Raw genomic sequence first — 18,146 nt, 5'->3', positions numbered from 1 at the left:
CGGCCCTTCCGACGGCCCCGCACGTAGATACGAAAACGGGCGCGACGATCGGGTCCATTACCCGCCGGAATCTTCGACGAGGTGTTCATAACGTCGGTGCCATGGAAACCGATCTCGTTCCCGGCGCACCGGTCACCACTGCGTTGCGGACACCCGTCGTGTGGTTCATGGCGCTGGCGGCCGCGCTGGGCACCGCGAGTATCTATCCGTTGCAGCCAGCCATCGCGGAAGTGGCTGGTTCGCTGCACACTTCGGTCGCCGCCGTCGGCACGGCTCTGGCATGCGGTCCGCTCGGCTACCTGGTGGGCTTGGCGCTGCTGGTGCCGCTGGTCGACCAGTTCGCACCGCGCATCGTGGTCGCGACCCAATTCGGCGCGTTGGCCGTCACATCGGCGGCGAGTGCGATGGTCGGTTCGCCCTGGTTGCTCGGCCTGGTTATCGGCTCGGCCGGGGCAGGGTCGGCGGTCGGCGCCCAATTGAGTTCCATCGCCGGGCGTTTCGCCCATCCGTCGCGGCAGGCCACGACACTGGGGATCGTGACCGCGGGCATTTCGGCGGGCATTCTCGCGGGCCGGATCGTCGGAGGGTGGCTGACGGAACTGATCGGCTGGCGCGGCATGCTTCTCGCCTTCGCGGCGGCATGCGCCGTCGTCGCGGTAATTGCCTACCTGCTGTTACCGGTCGTGCACGGGAGTGCAGCCGTCGGTTATCTGGCGACGCTGCGCGGATTTCCGGGGCTCTACCGCGAGTTCTCGGCGCTGCGGTCGGCGGCGGTTCGCGGCGCCCTGTGGTTCTTCGCCTTCTGCGCGATCTGGGCGGGACTCGCGGTCGCACTGTCGCAGCCGCCGTACTCCTACTCGGCCGAGCGGATCGGCATGTACGCCGTCGCCGGGCTGCTCGGCGTGGTCGCCACTCGCGTCTCGGGGACGTGGACCGATCGTGTCGGTGCGCGGCGGGTGGTCGCGGCAGGGCTCGTGCCGGCTCTCGCCGCCACGGCGGCATTGAGTGTCCTCCTGCCGTATCCCGTCGCCGCCCTTGTCTGCCTCGGCCTGTTCGACGCCGGGCTGTTCGCGGCCCAGGTGGCCAATCAAAGCACGGTCCTGGCGATCGACCCGGCCGCACCGGCCCGCTTCAACAGCGCCTACATGATCGTCTACTTTGTCGGCGGCAGCTTGGGCACCGCGGTCGGCGCCGCCGCCGTCGGCTGGATCGGCTGGCCCGCCACCGCCGCCCTCGCCACGGCGGCGATCGCTACCGCCATGGCCTCGCTCCGGCGGTAGCCGCTCGGCGGTTACCGCGGCTCGATCGTCCTCCCCCTTGCGGGAGAAGAGTTCCGGCCATGGCTCGACGCGAGCCGAGCAGCAAGGACGGCTACCGGATCGGTGCGCTCACCACGACAGGCGTCTATCGGGTCCACTGATCGATCAACACCGCCAAGCGGGCGTCCCGCTGAGCCGGCCGCAGACGTCCACCGCGGTCCAGGGTCGCCAGGCCGTGCAAGGCGCTCCAGCCGACCTCGGTGAAGGTCTCCGGATCATGCTCGCCCGCGAACGGCGAGAAGGCGGCGAACATGACGGCGAACGCGTCCCGCAGCGGCTGCGAGGCATTCTCGCCGAACGCCAGGTTCACCTTCATCAGGAACATCGCGTCGTAGAGCGCGGGTCGTGAAGTCGCGAAGTCGAGGTAGGACCGCGCCACCGCCGCCAACGCCGCGCGCGGCTCGCCGCCCGCGGACTCCAATGCCTCGCGGCTCCACGCCGCCATCTCCGCGATGCCTTCCTCGGCGACCGCGGTGACGATCTCGTCCTTGCCCGCGAAGTGCGAATACAGCACAGGCTGGCTGTATTCGATCCGTTCCGCCAATCTGCGCACAGTCACCGCGTCCCAGCCCTGCGACTCGGCAAGCTCCCGAGCGGTGTCGATGATCAACCGATGCCGTTCGGCGCGCTCTCGTTCTCGTCGCGTCTGGGTCCCCATATCCGGACTATAGCATTGCTTGGCAAACTAGTGACACTAGATCCGGTCTCCTCCCCCAGCGTTCGAACGGTTAGACCGGCACCAAGCGGGGGTGTGTCGGCGGCAGCACCCCCGCGGTGGTCGTTCGCAGGGCAACGGCACCGCGCAATCCGGCGATCGCAGCACGCCTACCGGATCACCCGATGCCCTGGCGGCGGCGATTGCCGATCGAGCAGTCACCATCCGGTGGATCGTCTAGACTCCTATACACGGCTACCGGTTGCGGGATGTTTCCGTCCCCCGATGCGGACGCGGCGTGTGAATTCGCGTCACCGCTTTCTCCTCTCTGTTCCGGATGAAACTCATACGGCAAGGAGCGGTACATGACTGCACAATCCACGACGATCAATGAGCCGACGCTGCAAGACAAGATCACATACCAGCTGTGCGAGTATGCGAATCTGGTCAACGGCATCAGTAAAGAAGACAGCGACCTCGAGGCCACGCTCTCTCAGCAGATCCAGCGGTATCTCGACACCAACCGAGAGGTCATCGGCGGGTGGGAGATCGTCTGGGGTCCGGGAGTCGCGCTGTTCGACACCGACTTGTACGCGGTCAACGCCCTGTACATGGTGCGAAGCACCGAGGATCGCTCCCGGTACGTGATCGCCATGGCCGGCAGCACCGACGCACTGGTGTTCGACTGGCTCGTCGAGGACTGCTTCATTCGCCAGACGCCGTGGTTCGCGAACGGCGCCGCTTGGCACAACATCGGCACGGCCATCGGGGTGAAGACCCTTCTGAATATCAGACCCTCCGGCAACCGTCCCGGCGCCGGTCACACCTTGCCCGAGTTCCTGAGCGCGCTCGGCGACAAGGCGATCGACCTGAGCGTCACCGGCCACAGCCTCGGCGGCGCCCTGTCACTCACGCTGGCCCTGTTCCTGCGCGACACCCAGTGGCTATGGGACAGCTCCGAGAAAGCCAGGATCAGCGTCCTCTCGACCGCCGGACCGAGTTTCTGCAATCAGGAATTCGTCAACTACACCACCCAACGCCTGCAACGAGTGAAGCGCTACGCCAACGACCTCGACGTCGTCCCGCACATGTGGAACCCGCCCGATATCGAGGACGCCAAGGCTCTCTACTCGAAGAACAACCAGCCTGCTCCCGCTGGCATGGAGGTTGTGTTCGAATTGCTGAAGATAAAGGCGTCCGTGTCAGGCCAATACGCACACTTCGATCCCACCAGCGGCGTGTTCCAAGGCACGTTCAACAATGACATCAATCAAACGCAAGGCTCGACGTCAGACGATCTGTACTTCAAACAGGTCGGCTACCAGCACATAGGCGGCTACCATGATTTCTTCGAAATCAAAGGCGTGCAGTGGCCGCAGGGCGTCGTAGCCATCCCGCCGGTCGGCACCGACACCGTGCTCAACCGCATCCTGGCCGCGGGCGGTCTACCGCTCGGTGACGGTGCCGGAAAGGTATTGGCGAACCGCCGTCCGGTAACCGTCCCGCTCGACGGACAGCCGGTGGAGCTGCCTACCGACCACGACAGCCCCGAAGCCGAGGAACTCGTCGACCGCGTCACCGCCGAGTTCAACCCCGCCTCCGCGTGAACTGATGCTCGCGGGCCCCGCACTCGGGGCCCGCGAGCGTCGATCCGGTCCAGCGCCGGCCTCGGCAGTCGGCCGCCACGACTATGCCGTGGTTTCCAAGGACTTGAGCCATCGCGTTGCGCATGGATGAAAGCCGGTATGCGATAGGCGTTTCGTCGCGACGGCGCGGTGGGAAATATAGGTTCGTCCCGTGCTCGAACGCATCGCCCCGCATCAGCTCGCCTGGTTCGCCGCCTGGGTCGCCGACTCGGCCGAACAGGCTGACGGCCCCCCGCTGCCGGCGACCTACGACCATACGATCGCGGTGCTTCATTGTGATGCCGAACCGGCCACCAGCGGCGTGACCGCGCCCTTCCAAGGATCGTCCGGAACCGAAGGGCACCCGTCGGACAGGCAGAAGGCCGTCCTCGACCGAATCCTCCTCACAACCACCGGCCCCGGTGCCCCGGCCTGCCTTGCGTCCTATGACGCCGACCCCGGTCCCGGCCCGGCACTCCTCATTACTGCCACGTCTGCCGATTCGGTGCCACCGTCGGACGACGCCGTGTCCGCCCACGCCCTGGGCGACCCGCCGCTCGGCGAAATCGCCGAGCGGGTGAACGGGCACATCGCCTACCTCCTCGTCGCCGCCCCCCTCCAGGACTTGGTCTACACCGCGTGGGAGGCCCGCTGGGACTACGAACAACCCGTGACGATGCTCTGGCCCGCCGACCGCACCTGGTGCCTGTCGAGCGACCCCGACCTTTCCTACACCGTGATCGGCTGCGACCACACCCTCGCCGCACGCATCCTCGCCGAGCCGGTCCTACGCGCACAAGAGCTGTGAGCCAGCGATGTGCACACCGCATCCGGCAGGCATCCCGGGCACGATCGCGGTGGTTGCCGGTTCGAGCCGCGCCCGCGCCGACCACCCTCCCATGAAGGCCGATCGAGGCTGCCGCGAGGCTGTGACCAGCGATAAAATCATCACCAGGTCGGGGAATCGCACAATATTCGATCTCGGAAGGAGATGAGTTCGATGGGCTCCTTCGGCCTCGATCTCGGCGTCGGCCTCAACGTGTTCCTCAGATGGCTCGCCATCACGTTCGGACTCGGATTCGGCCTCAGCTGAGCTATACGCCGTAACCTCGCCACCACGGCAGCGACCGCACCACAGGCGCCGGCTGCCCGTCGTCGGCCACCAACAGCCCCGACCGCCACCGCGCCCGGCCGACTGGAATCCCCACCGACCAGCCCACTCGGCGGCACGGGGAAGGTCTGGGGCGGCCGGGACCTGACGACCCGCGGAGCCGGCCGAGTACACGGTGCCCGATCCCCGGCGTCGAACCCGGCGTACCGACGCGGCGGGCCGGTCGAGCCGTTCGGCAGCCATGACCGTCCGCAGCATCCGAGGAATGATCATGACGTCGCGTCACCCGCCTCCCTACGAGCGAACCCGCCATCCTCCCGCTGGGCGAACGCGGACTTGCGCCGGCGCGGCTGGGGAGAACTCCCCCGCGGTGGCGTAGTGCCGATGGCATGCGACGGCGGTCGCGAGAATTCGTCGCACTCGATCGGCCGTCCACACGTCTCCGGTGAAAGGGCGCCGGCCGCGGGCGGCTGGTCGTTCTGTTTTGCCCGGCCGGGTGAGGGTAGGACGACAGCACCCCGGAGAAAGGAACGGTATGCGTGCAATGGTCTATCGCGGGCCGTACAAGGTGCGCGTCGAGGAGAAGGACATCCCTTCGATCGAGCATCCCAACGACGCCATTGTCCGGGTGCAGCGTGCGGCGATCTGTGGTTCGGATCTGCATCTGTATCACGGCCTCATGCCGGACACCCGGGTGGGAATGACTTTCGGGCACGAGTTCGTCGGCGTGGTGGAGCAGGTCGGCGGCTCCGTGGAGAATTTGCGACCGGGCGACCGGGTCATGGTGCCGTTCAATATCTATTGCGGCTCGTGCTACTTCTGCGCTCGCGGACTGTATTCCAACTGTCACAACGTGAACCCGAACGCCACCGCTGTGGGCGGTATCTACGGCTACTCGCACACGTGCGGTGGTTACGACGGAGGCCAAGCCGAGTACGTGCGGGTGCCGTTCGCCGACGTGGGACCTGCCAAGATCCCGGACGGACTCGACGACGAAGACGCACTGATGTGCACCGACGCCCTCGCTACCGGGTATTTCGGCGCGCAATTGGGTGACATCTCCGAGGGTGACGTGGTGGTCGTCTTCGGCGCGGGGCCGGTCGGTCTGTTCGCCGCGAAGTCGGCGTGGCTGATGGGCGCGGGGCGCGTCATCGTGATCGACCATTTGGAGTACCGCCTGGAGAAGGCCCGCAGTTTCGCCCACGCGGAGACGATCAACATGGCCGACTGCGCCGACATCGTCGTCGAGATGAAACGAGTCACCGACTACCTGGGCGCCGATGTCGCCATCGATGCGGTCGGCGCCGAGGCCGACGGCAACTTGATCCAGCACGTCACCGCGACCAAATTCAAACTCCAAGGCGGCTCACCGATCGCACTCAACTGGGCCATCGACTCGGTCCGCAAAGGGGGCACGGTGTCGGTGGTCGGCGCCTACGGGCCCATGTTCAGCGCCGTGAAATTCGGCGACGCGATGAACAAGGGCTTGACCCTCAACATGAATCAGTGCCCGGTGAAACGCCAGTGGCCGCGCCTGCTGTCGCACATCCAGAGCGGCTATCTGAAGCCGAGCGACATCATCACCCACCGCATTCCGCTGGAGCACATCGCCGAGGGTTATCACATCTTCTCCGGCAAACTCGACGAATGCATCAAGCCGGTGATCGTCCCTCAGTACGCCTGACAGGAGTTCCGATGCCTTACACCGAAGAACACCCGCCGGTCCCTTCCGCCGATGAGCTGCGAGCCCGAATCCCCGGATGGGGCGTGGATTCGGATCCGAAGAATCGGCCGTCGGTCCCCAAACTCCGCTACGATCCCGGTGCCACCGGCGCCCACTGGGATTTTCCGGACCGTCAACCGGAGAACGCGCCGCGGGAACGCTCGATCGAGCACAAGTTCCTGACCCCGGTATTCGGTACGTCGACGCCGCTGCGAGGTCTGTCCGGTGTGATCCGCCGCTGGGCCTATGCGAAATTCAGCGAAGCCCGCGCCGCCCACTGGCTGCTGTTGATCGTCGGCGACCGGGTCGACGTGGCCGAGAACCGCGTCCGGTCACTACTGGCCGGAAAGCCGGACAACCCGATCACCGAGACCGGTGTCAAAGCCGAATTCACACACCACGGACTGCGGGACCGTTTCACCGGCAGCCGCGTGGATCGCGCCCATATGTGGATGGACCCGATCATCGTCGCCGCCCCCTGGATAGCTTCTGCGGTGGCCGGCGTAGCGGCAGTGCGGTCACTGCGGCGGCGCAGAGATCGGTAGCTGGTCACCACCGGCAAGGCACCGATCGCATTCTTACGAACCGCAGCGACGAAAAGCCGGAGACCGCCGCCACCGCGGGCCGCCCGGGGCGAACGGACTGCACGCGTTTCCGTGCGTATGGCGGTGCGCAAAGGGTAGGCCGCGTATGCAACCTACTTCAATGAATGGAGGCGTCATGAGAGACGTCGACGACACCGTTCACGCAGGCCACGGCCGTCCCCTTCGGATTCCCCGTAGCCGGGGAGCCCTCGGCGGGCTCGCGGTGCTGCTGCTGGGCTTCTGGGGTGCGCTGATCCCGTTCATCGGACCCTACTTCGACTTCGCGTTCACTCCGGACGACCCGTGGGTGTGGACGCCGGCGCGCGGGTGGCTGCAGGTGTTGCCCGGCGTCGCCGCGATCATCGGCGGATTGCTCATGCTGGCCAGCCGCAACCGGCTCGTGGCGAGCTTCGGCGCGTGGCTGGCGGTGGCGGCGGGCTTGTGGTTCGTGATCGGTCCGATACTGGCGGACACCCTGAAAATCGGGGATGTCGGCGAACCCGTCGCCACGTCCGACCTGAAACGGGCCCTGCTACAACTGGCCTACTTCTATGGTCTCGGGGCGCTGATCCTGTTCTTCGCCGCGACCTCGCTCGGCCGATTGTCCGTGCGCAGCGCACGCGATATCGCCTTCGCGCGACGCGAGGTCGATGCCCGATTCGCCGAGGCCGACAGTCGGCGTCGCGTAGCCGACGCGCCGGGCCCTGTGGAACCCACCTCCCGGATCGAAGCCACACCGGGGCAGCAACCGAACAAACCCGGGCTGTATCGCAGCTGACCTCACCTCCAACGTTGCTGAAACGGTGGCCGCGCAGTTCCATCCGCCACATTGCTCGCAGCACCGTGTGGCACGCAATATGGTCGGGTCGCGCGTGTCGGGCATCCTTCAATCGCGGTAGGGGCTCAGGAACGTTTCCCGACGAATCCCGCACCGTATCCAGCCAGAACGCACCCTGCCCACCCGCGATGCGAGTCGCCCAACCGGTTCAGCCCGATCCGCGGGTGAAGACCTACGCGACAGCCGGCAACGCCTTGTCGGCGAGTTGCCGCGCTGACGCTGATCGGCGGCGCGTTGATGACCTGCAGTTCGCGTAGGCAGTGGGTCCACACCTGCCGCGAAGGGAAGATTCCCGCATCCGTGGACCGCGCGGTGCGCGTGCGATTCCAGGCCCATCCCAGGGAAGGCAGGTTTCCGGTCTTCGCGATCAGCGACGATCCGCGAAATCCGTCGTGCCGATCCCTGCCCCATCTTTCCGCGCGGGAGTGATCGCGCTGCGCCGCTGAACGACATCGCGCGTCAGCGCCTATGGCGGTAGGAACGGGGCCGGCTGCGCGACCACCCTCCTTCATGAGCAGGTGGCAGCCGCCACGCACCGCACAGGGACTTGTCGAGCACGTGCTGACCGAACTGGGTTCTACCTACCGGACACAACAGGTCGCGGCATGGATGGCTGCCTCGCGCAACAGCTCGGGGAGTATGAGCGAGGCGAGAAGGGTTGCGCGACAGACTACTTCCGTGACATTGCGCTGTAGGTACTACGCTCGTCGCATTGTCGGCATCGGTCACGTGGTGGAGGAAAGGCGTAATGGAGGATCTCGCCGCGCGATTCGAGGAACTGGGCCGGCTGGTACCGATCCCGCACCCATGGGACATAACGGAATACATCGCTCGGGTGGCAGAGTACCGGGAGCGCCCGATCACATTGTGCCCTATCGGCATCGGCGCGCTTTCGGGCAGCGGCTGCGGCACCGGAAGCGGTCTGTGGATCGCCCGGGAAGGTGACGACGTGATCATGTACGGGGCCGACACCGAATGGCATGCCGATCACATCATCGCCCACGAGATCGGTCACATGCTGCTCGGCCACGGAGGGATCGCAAGCGGCCCCGATGACGCCGCGGCCGACCTGCCGTTGCGGGAATTGATGCCCTCACTGTCGCTGGAAACCATCCGCAGCGTACTGCGCCGCCAGGACTACGACAGCGAGCACGAGCGCGCCGCCGAAACCTTCGCCGACCTGCTGCTGGTGGAAGCGATGCTGCCGAAGCGGTCGGCGAGCCGATTCCGCTCGACCTTCTTCCGACAGCGGCACCGATGAGATGACCTCGCCGATCCCGGGTCTGATCACCTGGCCTGTGCTGACAGGTCTCGCCATGGTGTTCGCCGGTCGGTGCTGGCTGCTGCGGGACAGCATCGTCGACGGGCTCGTCAACCGCGCGCTCGCCGCCGCTGTCGTCGAACACCTACTGCGGGAGGCATGGTTCGAACGGTCGCTGGCCTGGCTGCTGCCCGGCGACGCCGGCGACGTGGTGCACCTCGCCCAGCAGCTCTCCCTGGGAGCAACCGTGTTGGCCGTCTCCTATATCTACGGCATCGCCAAGTTGTGGGCAGGCGCCGATCCCGCCCAGACGTGGCGCAGGCAGCGGCGATATCACCTCGTCACGATCACCGCCACCGCCGTCATCCTGATCGCGGGGACGCCCGCGCGCCGAGCAGACCAGTTGATCGACCAAGCCCTCGGCTGGCCTGCTGTCGTGGTCTGGGTCGCGTTCTCCTTGCCGCTCGGCGCTACGGCCCTGCTCGTCGGCCGGGCGAGTGTGCGCGAGCTGCGCGCCGCAGGCGACGCCACCTGGCAAGAACGCGCACTCTACACAGTGGTGCTCTGCACCGCGGTGGGCCTCGCGGCCGTGGCGGTCGTATACCCGTTCGAGGCCATCGGCAATGTCCTGACAGGCCGGCCGTCATTCGATCCCCAGATGCGTTGGAAAGCCTGGTGCGGCTTCCTTCTCTCGGCCGTCGGCGCTCCCGCCGCGGTCACGGTGCCGCTGATCAGCACCCTGCTCACCCGCTACGGATGGGACCGCGCCGGCCGATACTGCCGCCGCCTACGTCCGATGTGGGCCGACCTCACCGCAGCCGTACCCGAAATAGTCCTGGAGATGCGGGACCGAACGGACCCGGCGATCCGTCTGCACCGCATGACGGTCGAGATCCGCGACAGCCTGCTGCACCTCGAGCGCTACAGCGCAGGGCCCGACGACCCTACCACCACCAGCGCTGACCCACATGTCTATGCCCGACGCGTCGCGGAGGCCATTGCCGCCAAAGCCGCCGGCCACCCCCCGAACAAGAGCCGATCCACGCCCCGGCACCGAGTCCAACCGGGGCCACGGGACCTCACCGCGGAGCTGCGCCGGCTACTGGCACTCGCCGATGCATGGCCAGGTGTTCGCAACCTGACGGAGTCGCCGTAGCGTCACGCCCGGATCACGCCGCCTGCGGTCCACCACTCAGTTAGGTAGCCCGGGGAGCAGCGGACCGTCTGGACTGTGATCGGTTGTGGTGCATTACGCGTCGGCCGTGTCGGACAAGTTGTCGAAACGTCTCGTTCCGGACGAGCTTGGGCGATGGCGGAGCCGTTGCTGCCGAAGTTCGAGCCACGACCGCATGCCGACAAGGCGTACGACACCGCCGAGCTGCGGCAATGGGTGCGCGATCGGGGTATCGCCGTCCGCATCGCGCGCGACGGCATCGATTCCTCGCAGCGCCTCGGCCGCCACCGCTGGGTCATCGAAGGCACCATCTCCTGACGCACCGGCTACCACCGGCTCAACATCCGCTACGACCGCAAAGCCACACACTTCCTCGCGTTCCTCACCCTCGCCGCGGCGCTGACCTGCCTCGAGAAGCTCACGAAATGCGCCACATGAGACGTGGTCTCAGTGTCCGTACTCGGGTGCGGCCTGCAAGTCGGGCGCGGCGGCGGCCAGCAATGCGTCGCGGTCGCGGTTCAGCGGTGGGTAGATACGCCGGGTATTGATGGCGCGCTTGGTGTCTTTGGCCTCCTCACCGCACGCGACCACATGGCGGTCCCAGCCCTCGGTATACACCGCTCCTGCCGGTCCCAGATCGAGAACCGTTACATACCAAGGGATCCTCAACGGCATCATGGGCTCGCCCAGCAAATCGCCGATGACGTTGTATCCCGCCCATCGGCCCATCGGGCGGCTGTGCTGGCAGGACATCACCGACATATGCGCGTCGTCCATTTTCGCGGCTGCGACGTCACCTGCGGCGAATACCCCGGGCACACCGCAGACACGCAGATAGTCGTCGACGGGGAGTCGCCCCAGCCGGTCACGGTCGACGCCGAACTCCGCGGTCAGCAGGTTGGCCCGCATGCCCGCACACCAGACGACAGTGGCGGCGGGCACCATTTCACCCGAGGAAAGCGTCACCCCGCGTTCATCGATGGACACCACCCCGACGCCCAACTCCGTCTCGATCCCGGCGGAGGCCAATGCCGCCTCGATGACCGGTCGAGCCGATACACCCATGTCCGAGCCGACGAACGGGTTGCGGTCGACCAGGATGACCCGCGGTGCGACGGCACGCGTGGCGAAGACGTCGGCGAGCATCGCGGGCAGCCCGGTCGCCTCTTCGATCCCCGTCAAACCCGCCCCTACGACGACTACCGTGGCGGCCGCAGGGTCAGCGGGGCCCTCGGCGAGCCGGCGCAGGTGAGCCTGCAGTCTCGTCGCCGCGTCGTGGGTGTCGATGTCGAATCCGAACTCTCGCAGGCCAGGGATATCGGGCTTGGCCACCTGGCTGCCCAACGCGAGCACCAGCCGGTCGTAGCCGTGAGCGCCCGCGGTGGATTCCACGATTCCCGCCGCAGCGTCGATCGCCGTCACTTCGCCGATGATGTGCTCGATTCCGACCGGATCGAGAAGAACGCTGAGCGGGATGCGGGATGTGCTCAGATCGGCCTCATAGTCACGCACGCGGATGTCGTGGTAGGGCGTGGAACTGATCATCGTGATATCGACGGTTTCGCCCGCCACACCGAGTTCGTCGAGCCGCCGGGCCGCCGCGAGCGCCGCCCACAGACCCGCGAACCCGGACCCGAGGACCACGACCCGCGACGGATCGGTCACTGCAGCGCGCTGCACATCGTCATTCTAAACTTCGTGATCGTTGCTGCCGCTGGTCTGGACGCTGGAAGCCCCGAGGTACCGAACCAATCATGGCCCTCAGCCCGCCGCCGCGTGATACAACTCCCGATGCTCCGCCCACGGACGCCGCCGCTCCTCCGGACTCATCGCCAACAACTCCCGCAACTTCCCCCACGCCACCTCATCAACCGGCGTATACACCTGCATCCACGCATTCGGCACCGACGGCAACGACATACTCGTCAAAAACATCTCCAACTCCCCCACCGCCAAATTCCGCACCGTCTTCGTCCGGCTCACCGGCACCGCCACATCATTCAACGCCCACAACGACGCGAAACTCTCACTTTCCGCACACAACTCCGCGATGAACCCCTCCCACCCCGGATCACCCAGATTCTTCGCATACGCCCCACGCAAATACCCCACCATCCGCCGCAGATCATCCCAATTATGCCGGTAGGCGTTGCAGCACTCCGGGGTCAAAAACACCCGACGCGCCACATTCCGCTCCCCCGCCAAGAACCCCGGGCACAACGCCTCATACGAAGAGTTGTGCGCCAACACGTCGTATCTCGCACTCAACACCACCCCCGGCAACGGCTCCAGATGGTCCAGAATGACCTGCAACTCCTCCGGCAACGCCGACCCCGAATCCACCGAAGGCACCGTCGGCACATCCGCCAACCGATACAAATGCGCCTTCTCCGCCGCATCCAACGACAACGTCCGAGCCACCGCATTCAACACTTGAACACTGACATTGATCTCGCGCCCCTGCTCGAGCCACGTATACCAGGTCACCCCGATTCCCGACAATTGGGCGACTTCTTCGCGGCGCAGTCCCGGTGTGCGTCGACGAGTCCCGGTGGGAATTCCGACATCCTCCGGCGAGATACGGGCTCGCCGGGACTTGAGGAAGGCTCCCAGTTCGGCACGCCGCGCTCTGCGCACCGCCCGCACGTCGACTACATCGGTCATTCCAGAGATCATCCCGGACCGTGACACAAGTATCCAGGTGCTGCCAGTACCCGTTTCGAGGCGGCGCGGCGCGGTGATGTTCGGTTTCTCCCGGCTGGGTACGTCTGGGAAATGGTGCGATGGCGTGAGGTACTCGAAGGCGTCACCGCGTTCCTGGCCACTGCGGTGGCCGGGCTGTTGCTGGTCGTACCGCTCAGCTTCGGCCGGACCTGCCGTTGCACGCCTTATCAGGTCAATCGGCTGGTGCTGAGCGTGCCGCGCGAGGCGGCGATCGGTGTGTTGGTGGCGGCGGTCACCGCGGTGGTCGCGGTCAGCCTGGCCCGGGCGCGCACCGCGTGGTGGATCGCTCTGGCGGCGACGTCGTTGCTGTTCGTCGCGGACACGGTGGAAGCGCACAGCGCCTCCCCGGACATCCTGACGACCACCGCCTACCTCGACGCGATCGGCAGCGGCGTTCTGCTCGGCGCGACGGGCGTGGCGGTACTCGGCCGCCGCGTGCCCGCGACGGGTCTGGTGCTGGGCGCTGTCGGCTGTTTCGTGGTGATCACGCTCTCGCAGGCGTCGGGACTGCTGGGCAATCCCCATCGCGCGACGACCGAGCCTCGGGTGTGGTCGGTGTTCGAAACGCAGCCTTGGTGGTTGCTCGCGGCGGTGGCCGGGCTCATCCTGGCGTGCCAGGTGGCGACCCGGCACCGGTTCACGCCGGAACCGATCTATCCGGAACTGCCGCTCAGCCCCGTGGTCGCCGCGATCGTGCTCGTCATGACCGAATTGGGCGTCGCGGAGTGGCGCTTCCGGCACGGCGACGGCAGTATCGGGCTCATCGTCACGGCGGTGTGCACCTTGCTCGCCACGACCGTCGCCGCCTGGCTGCTACCCCGCCGGGACGGCATCGCGATCTACCTCGCGGTCGGGCTCAGCGCCACCGGCAGCGCGGTGGGCAACGGGCCGCGACCGGCGTGGAGCGTGCCGCTGCTGCTGGGCCTGATCCTGCTGGGCTATCTGGCCGGAACCCGAATCCAGCCGTCGAATCCGCTGGTCGGCGCCGGATTGCTGGCCGCAGTCGCTCTGTTCGCCTCCGTTGCTCCGGCCGGTGGCATGCGCAACACGGTCACGGCCGCGCTGGCCGTGGCATCGGGGTATTGCGCGGCCGGTATCCAGCCGCGAACAGCGGGCAGCATTCTCGCGATCGCCATCCTGTGGCGCCCCTCGACGGTGGCGCCGGTCCGCACCGAATCATTCGACTGGACGATGGTGTCGCCACACCATCTCCACGACTGGGGTCCGGTCACCGTGGTCTCGGGCTCGGAATGGGCGGCGTTCGCCATCACGGTCGGTTGCGGAGCCGGACTCGTGATCCGCGCTCTCCCCAAGCTCAGGACACCTTTCCGTAGCCAACTCGCAACCTGGCCGGCCTCTACAACAGATCTGACACCTCGCATCAACGCCTGAGCGCAGGCGGCAGCCGGCCCATCGGTCGGAGGTGGTCGTAGTGAACCAATTGTCGTCGGGAGCTTCGGTAAGCCCGACCTATGGATCACGGCCGCGGGCGACCTCCGGCTTCCGGCCCGATTCCGCCGCAGGACTGGAATCCACACCGCTGATCAGATCCTTCTCGCGGCAGACCTCACAGACGGCGTCCTCCTCATGTCCGGCCCTGACGCTGTCGAGGCGATGATCACGCGGGCGCGGCAGGCGTACTCCGGTACCATTCGCGCACGACCCGGCCCTGGCCGCCGTCCGCACCGGCGACGCCTTGGTCGTGCCGATACTCGACCGACTCGCCCGCTCGGTTCCCGACGCTCGGGCCATCGGTGACTCCCTCGCCGCCCGCAGCATCCGCCTACAGCTGGGCACGATGATCGACGACCCGACCGACCCGATGGGCAAGCGCCCCGCTCAATCTGCACGCCGCCGGCGAGCACACCATCGCCGAGCTGGCGGAGCTGTTCGAGATGTCGCGCCCGACGGTGTACCGAGCCCTCGACCGCGCCGGCATCACGGCAGCCACAACGGATGCGACATGACCGCCGCGACCACGTACTCTACCCAGGCCTGCACACTCCCATGGGAAGCGAGCACCACACCGTGTCGATCACCGCTGACAGAACCGCCCTCACCGACCCCGCCCGGCTAGCTGCGGTACGTCGTTACGAGATTCTCGACGCTCCAACCGACGGCCAGTTCGACACCATCGCGGCGACCGCCGCAGCGGTGTGCGGCACCCCGATCTCCACGGTCAGCATCGTCGACGCCGACCGGGTCTGGTTCGCCGCGACCAAGGGACTGGATGGTGTCGCGCAGGTCGGCACGGAACCGGGACTGTGCGCGTCGGCGTTCTGCGCCGAGGGCCCGTACGTGGTCAACGACGCGCTCACGGATCCGCGCACCCTCGATCATCCGTTGGTACGTGGTGAGCTGGGGCTGCGGTTCTACGCCGCCGCCCCGATCGTCACCGCCGACGGGCACCACCTCGGCACCGTTACCGCAATCGACGCCATGCCTCGGGAGTTGAGCGAGGTGCAGCAGACCGTGCTCGGCTATCTCGCCGACCAGGTCGCGCAGCACCTGGAGCTGCGCCTGGCCACCATCGAGGCGGTACGCGCCGAACGCCAGTTGCGCGACGATGCCGAGCAACGCGCCGCTGCCGCCGCCGAGCTCGCCGCCCGGATACGAGCCGCGGCCGCCGCACAGGCCACCACGCCGCACCCTGAGCACTGCCAGCTCGGCGGCACCGCCGGCTGCACCGCGCCGGCCGAGCTGAAGATCGCCGATTCGTGGGGCGACTCGGCCTGGGGCTGCACCACCCACGTCGAAGAGGCCATCATCAACGTCCGTTCGGTGTTCATCGCCAACGAGGAACTCGGTGGCCTGGCCGCCTACCTCAACCGCTGACCGTCGCCACGAACCAACCTCCCGGCCCCCGTTCGGCACCAGCAGCCCGGGTGACCGCCCGCCACGCGCACACCCGCAGCTGCGACCTGCTCGGCCGCGTCGCCGAACGCGGCAATGGCCCACTTCGCCGCGTTCCTCGCAGCCCGCCGAGTGATCCGCCCCCTCGACGAATACCGCATGACTACCACAGGTCGCCGGCGCACCGGATGTGGTCACTGCGGAACATCACGTGCTCGACAACCATGTCATTCGCCCTTCACCGTGGTGGGGTGTGTGTTGATGGCGGGTGGGGTCCACTGCCAGTGAGCAGCGACCTGGGCGAACCGGCACAGCATTCGTTCCGGAGTCGTTCCACCGAAAGCGTTCCGAAAGCCCCCGTACGCTCCGGCCGGCGGACTCGAACTCGGCTACGCCCGAGTCTCGACCACCAAGCAGAGCCTCGAACGCGAGCTCGACGCCCTCGCCGACACCGGACTGCCCGATGAGCGGATCTACGTCGACACGAAGACCGGCGCGACCGTCGACCGGCCCGGTCTGACCAAACTGCTCGAATACGCACGCCCGGGCCACACCGTCGTCGCCTACACCCGCAACCGGCTCGGACGGAACCTGCGCGAAGTGCTGAACCTCGTCCACGACCTCGGCGAGAAGGGAATCGGTGTGCGCACCCTCGCCGACCCCATCCCGATTCGACACCGCCGACGAAGGCATGGCCCGCCTCGCGTTCCTGCTCCTGGCGCTGTTCGCGGAAATGGAACGCACCTCGCCGAACGCGCAGCCCACGCCCGCGCCGTCGCCGAATCCGAAGGCCGCCACATCGGCCGGCCCGCCGCCTGGCCCGACGACAAGATCGGCTACGCCCGACTGCCCCGCAAGCAGGGAAACAGCCTCGGCGAGATCACGAGCAAGACCGGCATCCCGAAGACATCACTGCACTGCCACCTCACACCGACCGCCGAACAGGAGTGACCCCGGCAGCGACCTGGCCGACCGGGCTTCATGCACCGGGTGACCCGATCGTTGACGGCACCCCCAGTCAGTCGCTGTGGTAGTCCAGGTCGAACTGTGGCTCTCGCAGCCATCGCCGCAGGCACGGGGCGATGTGTACCGGGTTCAACGAAAAGAGCTCCGCACCGACCTCGGTGCGAAGCTCTTCACAAACGATCACGCGATCGCGCGGAATCAGATGGCGCGGACGTCCTGGGCCTGGGGGCCCTTCTGGCCCTGTTCCACCGAGAACTCGACACGCTGACCCTCGTCGAGGGATCTGTAACCCGAGCCGCTCACCGCGGAGTAATGCACGAAGACGTCCGGGCCGCCTCCGTCTTGAGCGATGAAGCCGAAGCCTTTTTCACCGTTGAACCACTTCACACTGCCTTGAGCCATGCTGTAAACAACTTCTTTTCTGTAGTGAGCCGAGCAGACTCTTGGTGAGAAGCCCGTACTCAACCTCTCACTATGCCACAACCGTCGCCGTTCGGCTCGCCGCACGCAGTGATCAGAGGGTTGGGGCCTACGGGGTGCGGACGGCTGAACGTCACGCCGAAGACCCGCCGCCGCCGGCGGTTCCCGCCCCGGCGCCGACCCGTACGGGGTATTCGCCCCGCTCGACACCCCCGCGAAGCGGGACTTGTCCTTGGAACGCGGTCCGTGGTGAGCGTGGGTGCGGTGTTTTCGTGGGGGTGGGTGAGGGTATGTCGTGGCCGAAGTAGTGCTGTCCGTGTGGAGGCCGGTACTGGGCGAGTGGAAGGAGGGGGTGCAGGGTGGGTGTTTCGACACTGGATGCGGTGCGTGCCGACGAACGCGCCGAGGGCGCTGTTGTCGAGTGGGATCTCGAGGTGGTGTCGTTGGGGCAGCTGCGGGCTGCGGTGCGGCGGCTGCTCGCCCCGCTCGCCGGTATCGGGGTCGAGGACGCGGTGCAGGTGTGTGACGAGTTGGCCAGCAACGCTGTCGTGCATGCCCGCGCCCCGCGTGGTTGCCGGTTGACGGTGGCCGGCCACGGCGGCTGGTTGCGGGTGGAGGTCGAGGACGCTTCACCCGCGCCCGCGCGGATGCGCCGACCCGACCACACCGGCGGGCGGGGGTTGATCCTGGTCGATCAGCTGGCCACCTGCTGGGGTGTGGACTACCACGGGCCTGGCAAGACGGTGTGGGCCGAACTGGGTGCCCGCTGCGGCGGCTGATCGGAGTTCAGCTGTCGTGGTCGGGCTCGGGCGGGTTTCGTCGGGTGAGTTCGGCGTTGAGTTCGCGGGCTTGGGTGAGTTGGTTTTCCAGGACGACGATCCGGCACGCCGCTT

At 67.0% G+C, this 18,146-nt stretch carries 18 protein-coding genes and 1 pseudogene; 15 read left to right on the top strand and 4 right to left on the bottom strand.

The window, feature by feature from the left end; genetic code table 11:
* Nucleotides 1–101 precede the first annotated feature (101 nt).
* The gene (locus tag ACWDMM_RS28385; RefSeq protein ID WP_449940341.1) at nt 102–1,280 is read left to right on the top strand and encodes an MFS transporter; all 1,179 of its coding nucleotides are present in this window, start codon (nt 102–104) and stop codon (nt 1,278–1,280) included.
* Between the two features lie 124 nt (nt 1,281–1,404).
* Here ACWDMM_RS28385 and ACWDMM_RS28380 read toward each other — a convergent pair whose 3' ends face one another.
* Entirely contained in the window at nt 1,405–1,977 is a 573-nt protein-coding gene (locus ACWDMM_RS28380; protein WP_195083324.1) for a TetR/AcrR family transcriptional regulator, read from the bottom strand.
* A gap of 362 nt (nt 1,978–2,339) precedes the next feature.
* On the opposite strand from ACWDMM_RS28380, the gene ACWDMM_RS28375 reads away from it, so the two are divergent.
* The 8 genes from ACWDMM_RS28375 to ACWDMM_RS28340 all read left to right on the top strand — a co-directional run bounded on the left by ACWDMM_RS28375 (nt 2,340) and on the right by ACWDMM_RS28340 (nt 10,608).
* A complete protein-coding gene (locus ACWDMM_RS28375; RefSeq protein ID WP_357110900.1) occupies nt 2,340–3,581 on the top strand; it encodes a lipase family protein in 1,242 nt (413 codons plus the stop codon).
* A 190-nt stretch (nt 3,582–3,771) separates the two neighbouring features.
* The gene (locus ACWDMM_RS28370; protein WP_357110897.1) at nt 3,772–4,407 is read left to right on the top strand and encodes a hypothetical protein; all 636 of its coding nucleotides are present in this window, start codon (nt 3,772–3,774) and stop codon (nt 4,405–4,407) included.
* A gap of 838 nt (nt 4,408–5,245) precedes the next feature.
* Nucleotides 5,246–6,394: a zinc-dependent alcohol dehydrogenase gene (locus tag ACWDMM_RS28365; protein WP_195083327.1), complete on the top strand. Its 1,149-nt coding sequence runs from the start codon at nt 5,246–5,248 to the stop codon at nt 6,392–6,394.
* A gap of 11 nt (nt 6,395–6,405) precedes the next feature.
* Nucleotides 6,406–6,978: a hypothetical protein gene (locus tag ACWDMM_RS28360; RefSeq protein WP_357110894.1), complete on the top strand. Its 573-nt coding sequence runs from the start codon at nt 6,406–6,408 to the stop codon at nt 6,976–6,978.
* 175 nt (nt 6,979–7,153) lie between these two features.
* Nucleotides 7,154–7,795, top strand: coding sequence for a hypothetical protein (locus ACWDMM_RS28355; RefSeq protein ID WP_357110891.1), 642 nt, complete (start codon nt 7,154–7,156; stop codon nt 7,793–7,795).
* Between the two features lie 808 nt (nt 7,796–8,603).
* The gene (locus ACWDMM_RS28350) at nt 8,604–9,116 is read left to right on the top strand and encodes a hypothetical protein (protein WP_195083329.1); all 513 of its coding nucleotides are present in this window, start codon (nt 8,604–8,606) and stop codon (nt 9,114–9,116) included.
* A gap of 1 nt (nt 9,117) precedes the next feature.
* On the top strand, nt 9,118–10,272 hold the full coding sequence (locus ACWDMM_RS28345; RefSeq protein ID WP_357110887.1) for an MAB_1171c family putative transporter: 1,155 nt from the start codon (nt 9,118–9,120) through the stop codon (nt 10,270–10,272).
* A 153-nt stretch (nt 10,273–10,425) separates the two neighbouring features.
* A complete protein-coding gene (locus ACWDMM_RS28340; RefSeq protein ID WP_357110884.1) occupies nt 10,426–10,608 on the top strand; it encodes a hypothetical protein in 183 nt (60 codons plus the stop codon).
* 129 nt (nt 10,609–10,737) lie between these two features.
* Here ACWDMM_RS28340 and ACWDMM_RS28335 read toward each other — a convergent pair whose 3' ends face one another.
* Together ACWDMM_RS28335 and ACWDMM_RS28330 are read right to left on the bottom strand one after the other, a co-directional pair.
* A complete protein-coding gene (locus ACWDMM_RS28335; RefSeq protein WP_195083342.1) occupies nt 10,738–11,955 on the bottom strand; it encodes an NAD(P)/FAD-dependent oxidoreductase in 1,218 nt (405 codons plus the stop codon).
* Nucleotides 11,956–12,051: 96 nt separating this feature from the next.
* The gene (locus ACWDMM_RS28330; RefSeq protein WP_449940333.1) at nt 12,052–12,954 is read right to left on the bottom strand and encodes a helix-turn-helix transcriptional regulator; all 903 of its coding nucleotides are present in this window, start codon (nt 12,952–12,954) and stop codon (nt 12,052–12,054) included.
* Nucleotides 12,955–13,065: 111 nt separating this feature from the next.
* Between ACWDMM_RS28330 and ACWDMM_RS28325 the strand changes: the two genes are divergently transcribed.
* From ACWDMM_RS28325 to ACWDMM_RS28305, 5 genes and pseudogenes are all read left to right on the top strand, one after another.
* Entirely contained in the window at nt 13,066–14,406 is a 1,341-nt protein-coding gene (locus tag ACWDMM_RS28325; RefSeq protein WP_195083332.1) for a hypothetical protein, read from the top strand.
* Nucleotides 14,407–14,716: 310 nt separating this feature from the next.
* Nucleotides 14,717–14,785, top strand: a pseudogene (locus ACWDMM_RS28320) (hypothetical protein); the annotation flags it as partial.
* Nucleotides 14,786–14,858: 73 nt separating this feature from the next.
* Nucleotides 14,859–14,981, top strand: a complete 123-nt coding sequence (locus ACWDMM_RS28315; RefSeq protein ID WP_357111002.1) for a helix-turn-helix domain-containing protein — start codon at nt 14,859–14,861, stop codon at nt 14,979–14,981.
* 40 nt (nt 14,982–15,021) lie between these two features.
* Entirely contained in the window at nt 15,022–15,849 is an 828-nt protein-coding gene (locus tag ACWDMM_RS28310) for a GAF domain-containing protein (RefSeq protein WP_449940330.1), read from the top strand.
* Nucleotides 15,850–16,182: 333 nt separating this feature from the next.
* On the top strand, nt 16,183–16,818 hold the full coding sequence (locus ACWDMM_RS28305) for a recombinase family protein (RefSeq protein WP_357110999.1): 636 nt from the start codon (nt 16,183–16,185) through the stop codon (nt 16,816–16,818).
* A 213-nt stretch (nt 16,819–17,031) separates the two neighbouring features.
* On the opposite strand, the gene ACWDMM_RS28300 is transcribed toward ACWDMM_RS28305, so the two are convergent.
* Nucleotides 17,032–17,235, bottom strand: coding sequence for a cold-shock protein (locus ACWDMM_RS28300; RefSeq protein WP_195042958.1), 204 nt, complete (start codon nt 17,233–17,235; stop codon nt 17,032–17,034).
* A 377-nt stretch (nt 17,236–17,612) separates the two neighbouring features.
* Here ACWDMM_RS28300 and ACWDMM_RS28295 point away from each other — a divergent pair, with 377 nt between their 5' ends.
* A complete protein-coding gene (locus ACWDMM_RS28295; protein WP_357110879.1) occupies nt 17,613–18,032 on the top strand; it encodes an ATP-binding protein in 420 nt (139 codons plus the stop codon).
* Nucleotides 18,033–18,146 lie beyond the last annotated feature (114 nt).

The organism is Nocardia sp. NPDC003726 (genome assembly GCF_053586955.1).
The sequence above is the reverse complement of the archived record's forward strand: the minus strand, read 5'-3'. Positions and strand labels throughout refer to the sequence as shown.

What these genes read in the sequence shown, in the direction of transcription:
- ACWDMM_RS28385 (WP_449940341.1), top strand. Translation starts at nt 102, where the DNA reads ATGGAAACCGATCTCGTTCCCGGCGCACCGGTCACCACTGCGTTGCGG.
- ACWDMM_RS28380 (WP_195083324.1), bottom strand. Translation starts at nt 1,977, where the DNA reads ATGGGGACCCAGACGCGACGAGAACGAGAGCGCGCCGAACGGCATCGG.
- ACWDMM_RS28375 (WP_357110900.1), top strand. Translation starts at nt 2,340, where the DNA reads ATGACTGCACAATCCACGACGATCAATGAGCCGACGCTGCAAGACAAG.
- ACWDMM_RS28365 (WP_195083327.1), top strand. Translation starts at nt 5,246, where the DNA reads ATGCGTGCAATGGTCTATCGCGGGCCGTACAAGGTGCGCGTCGAGGAG.
- ACWDMM_RS28360 (WP_357110894.1), top strand. Translation starts at nt 6,406, where the DNA reads ATGCCTTACACCGAAGAACACCCGCCGGTCCCTTCCGCCGATGAGCTG.
- ACWDMM_RS28355 (WP_357110891.1), top strand. Translation starts at nt 7,154, where the DNA reads ATGAGAGACGTCGACGACACCGTTCACGCAGGCCACGGCCGTCCCCTT.
- ACWDMM_RS28350 (WP_195083329.1), top strand. Translation starts at nt 8,604, where the DNA reads ATGGAGGATCTCGCCGCGCGATTCGAGGAACTGGGCCGGCTGGTACCG.
- ACWDMM_RS28345 (WP_357110887.1), top strand. Translation starts at nt 9,118, where the DNA reads ATGACCTCGCCGATCCCGGGTCTGATCACCTGGCCTGTGCTGACAGGT.
- ACWDMM_RS28340 (WP_357110884.1), top strand. Translation starts at nt 10,426, where the DNA reads ATGGCGGAGCCGTTGCTGCCGAAGTTCGAGCCACGACCGCATGCCGAC.
- ACWDMM_RS28330 (WP_449940333.1), bottom strand. Translation starts at nt 12,954, where the DNA reads ATGACCGATGTAGTCGACGTGCGGGCGGTGCGCAGAGCGCGGCGTGCC.
- ACWDMM_RS28325 (WP_195083332.1), top strand. Translation starts at nt 13,066, where the DNA reads ATGGTGCGATGGCGTGAGGTACTCGAAGGCGTCACCGCGTTCCTGGCC.
- ACWDMM_RS28310 (WP_449940330.1), top strand. Translation starts at nt 15,022, where the DNA reads ATGGGAAGCGAGCACCACACCGTGTCGATCACCGCTGACAGAACCGCC.
- ACWDMM_RS28300 (WP_195042958.1), bottom strand. Translation starts at nt 17,235, where the DNA reads ATGGCTCAAGGCAGTGTGAAGTGGTTCAACGGTGAAAAAGGCTTCGGC.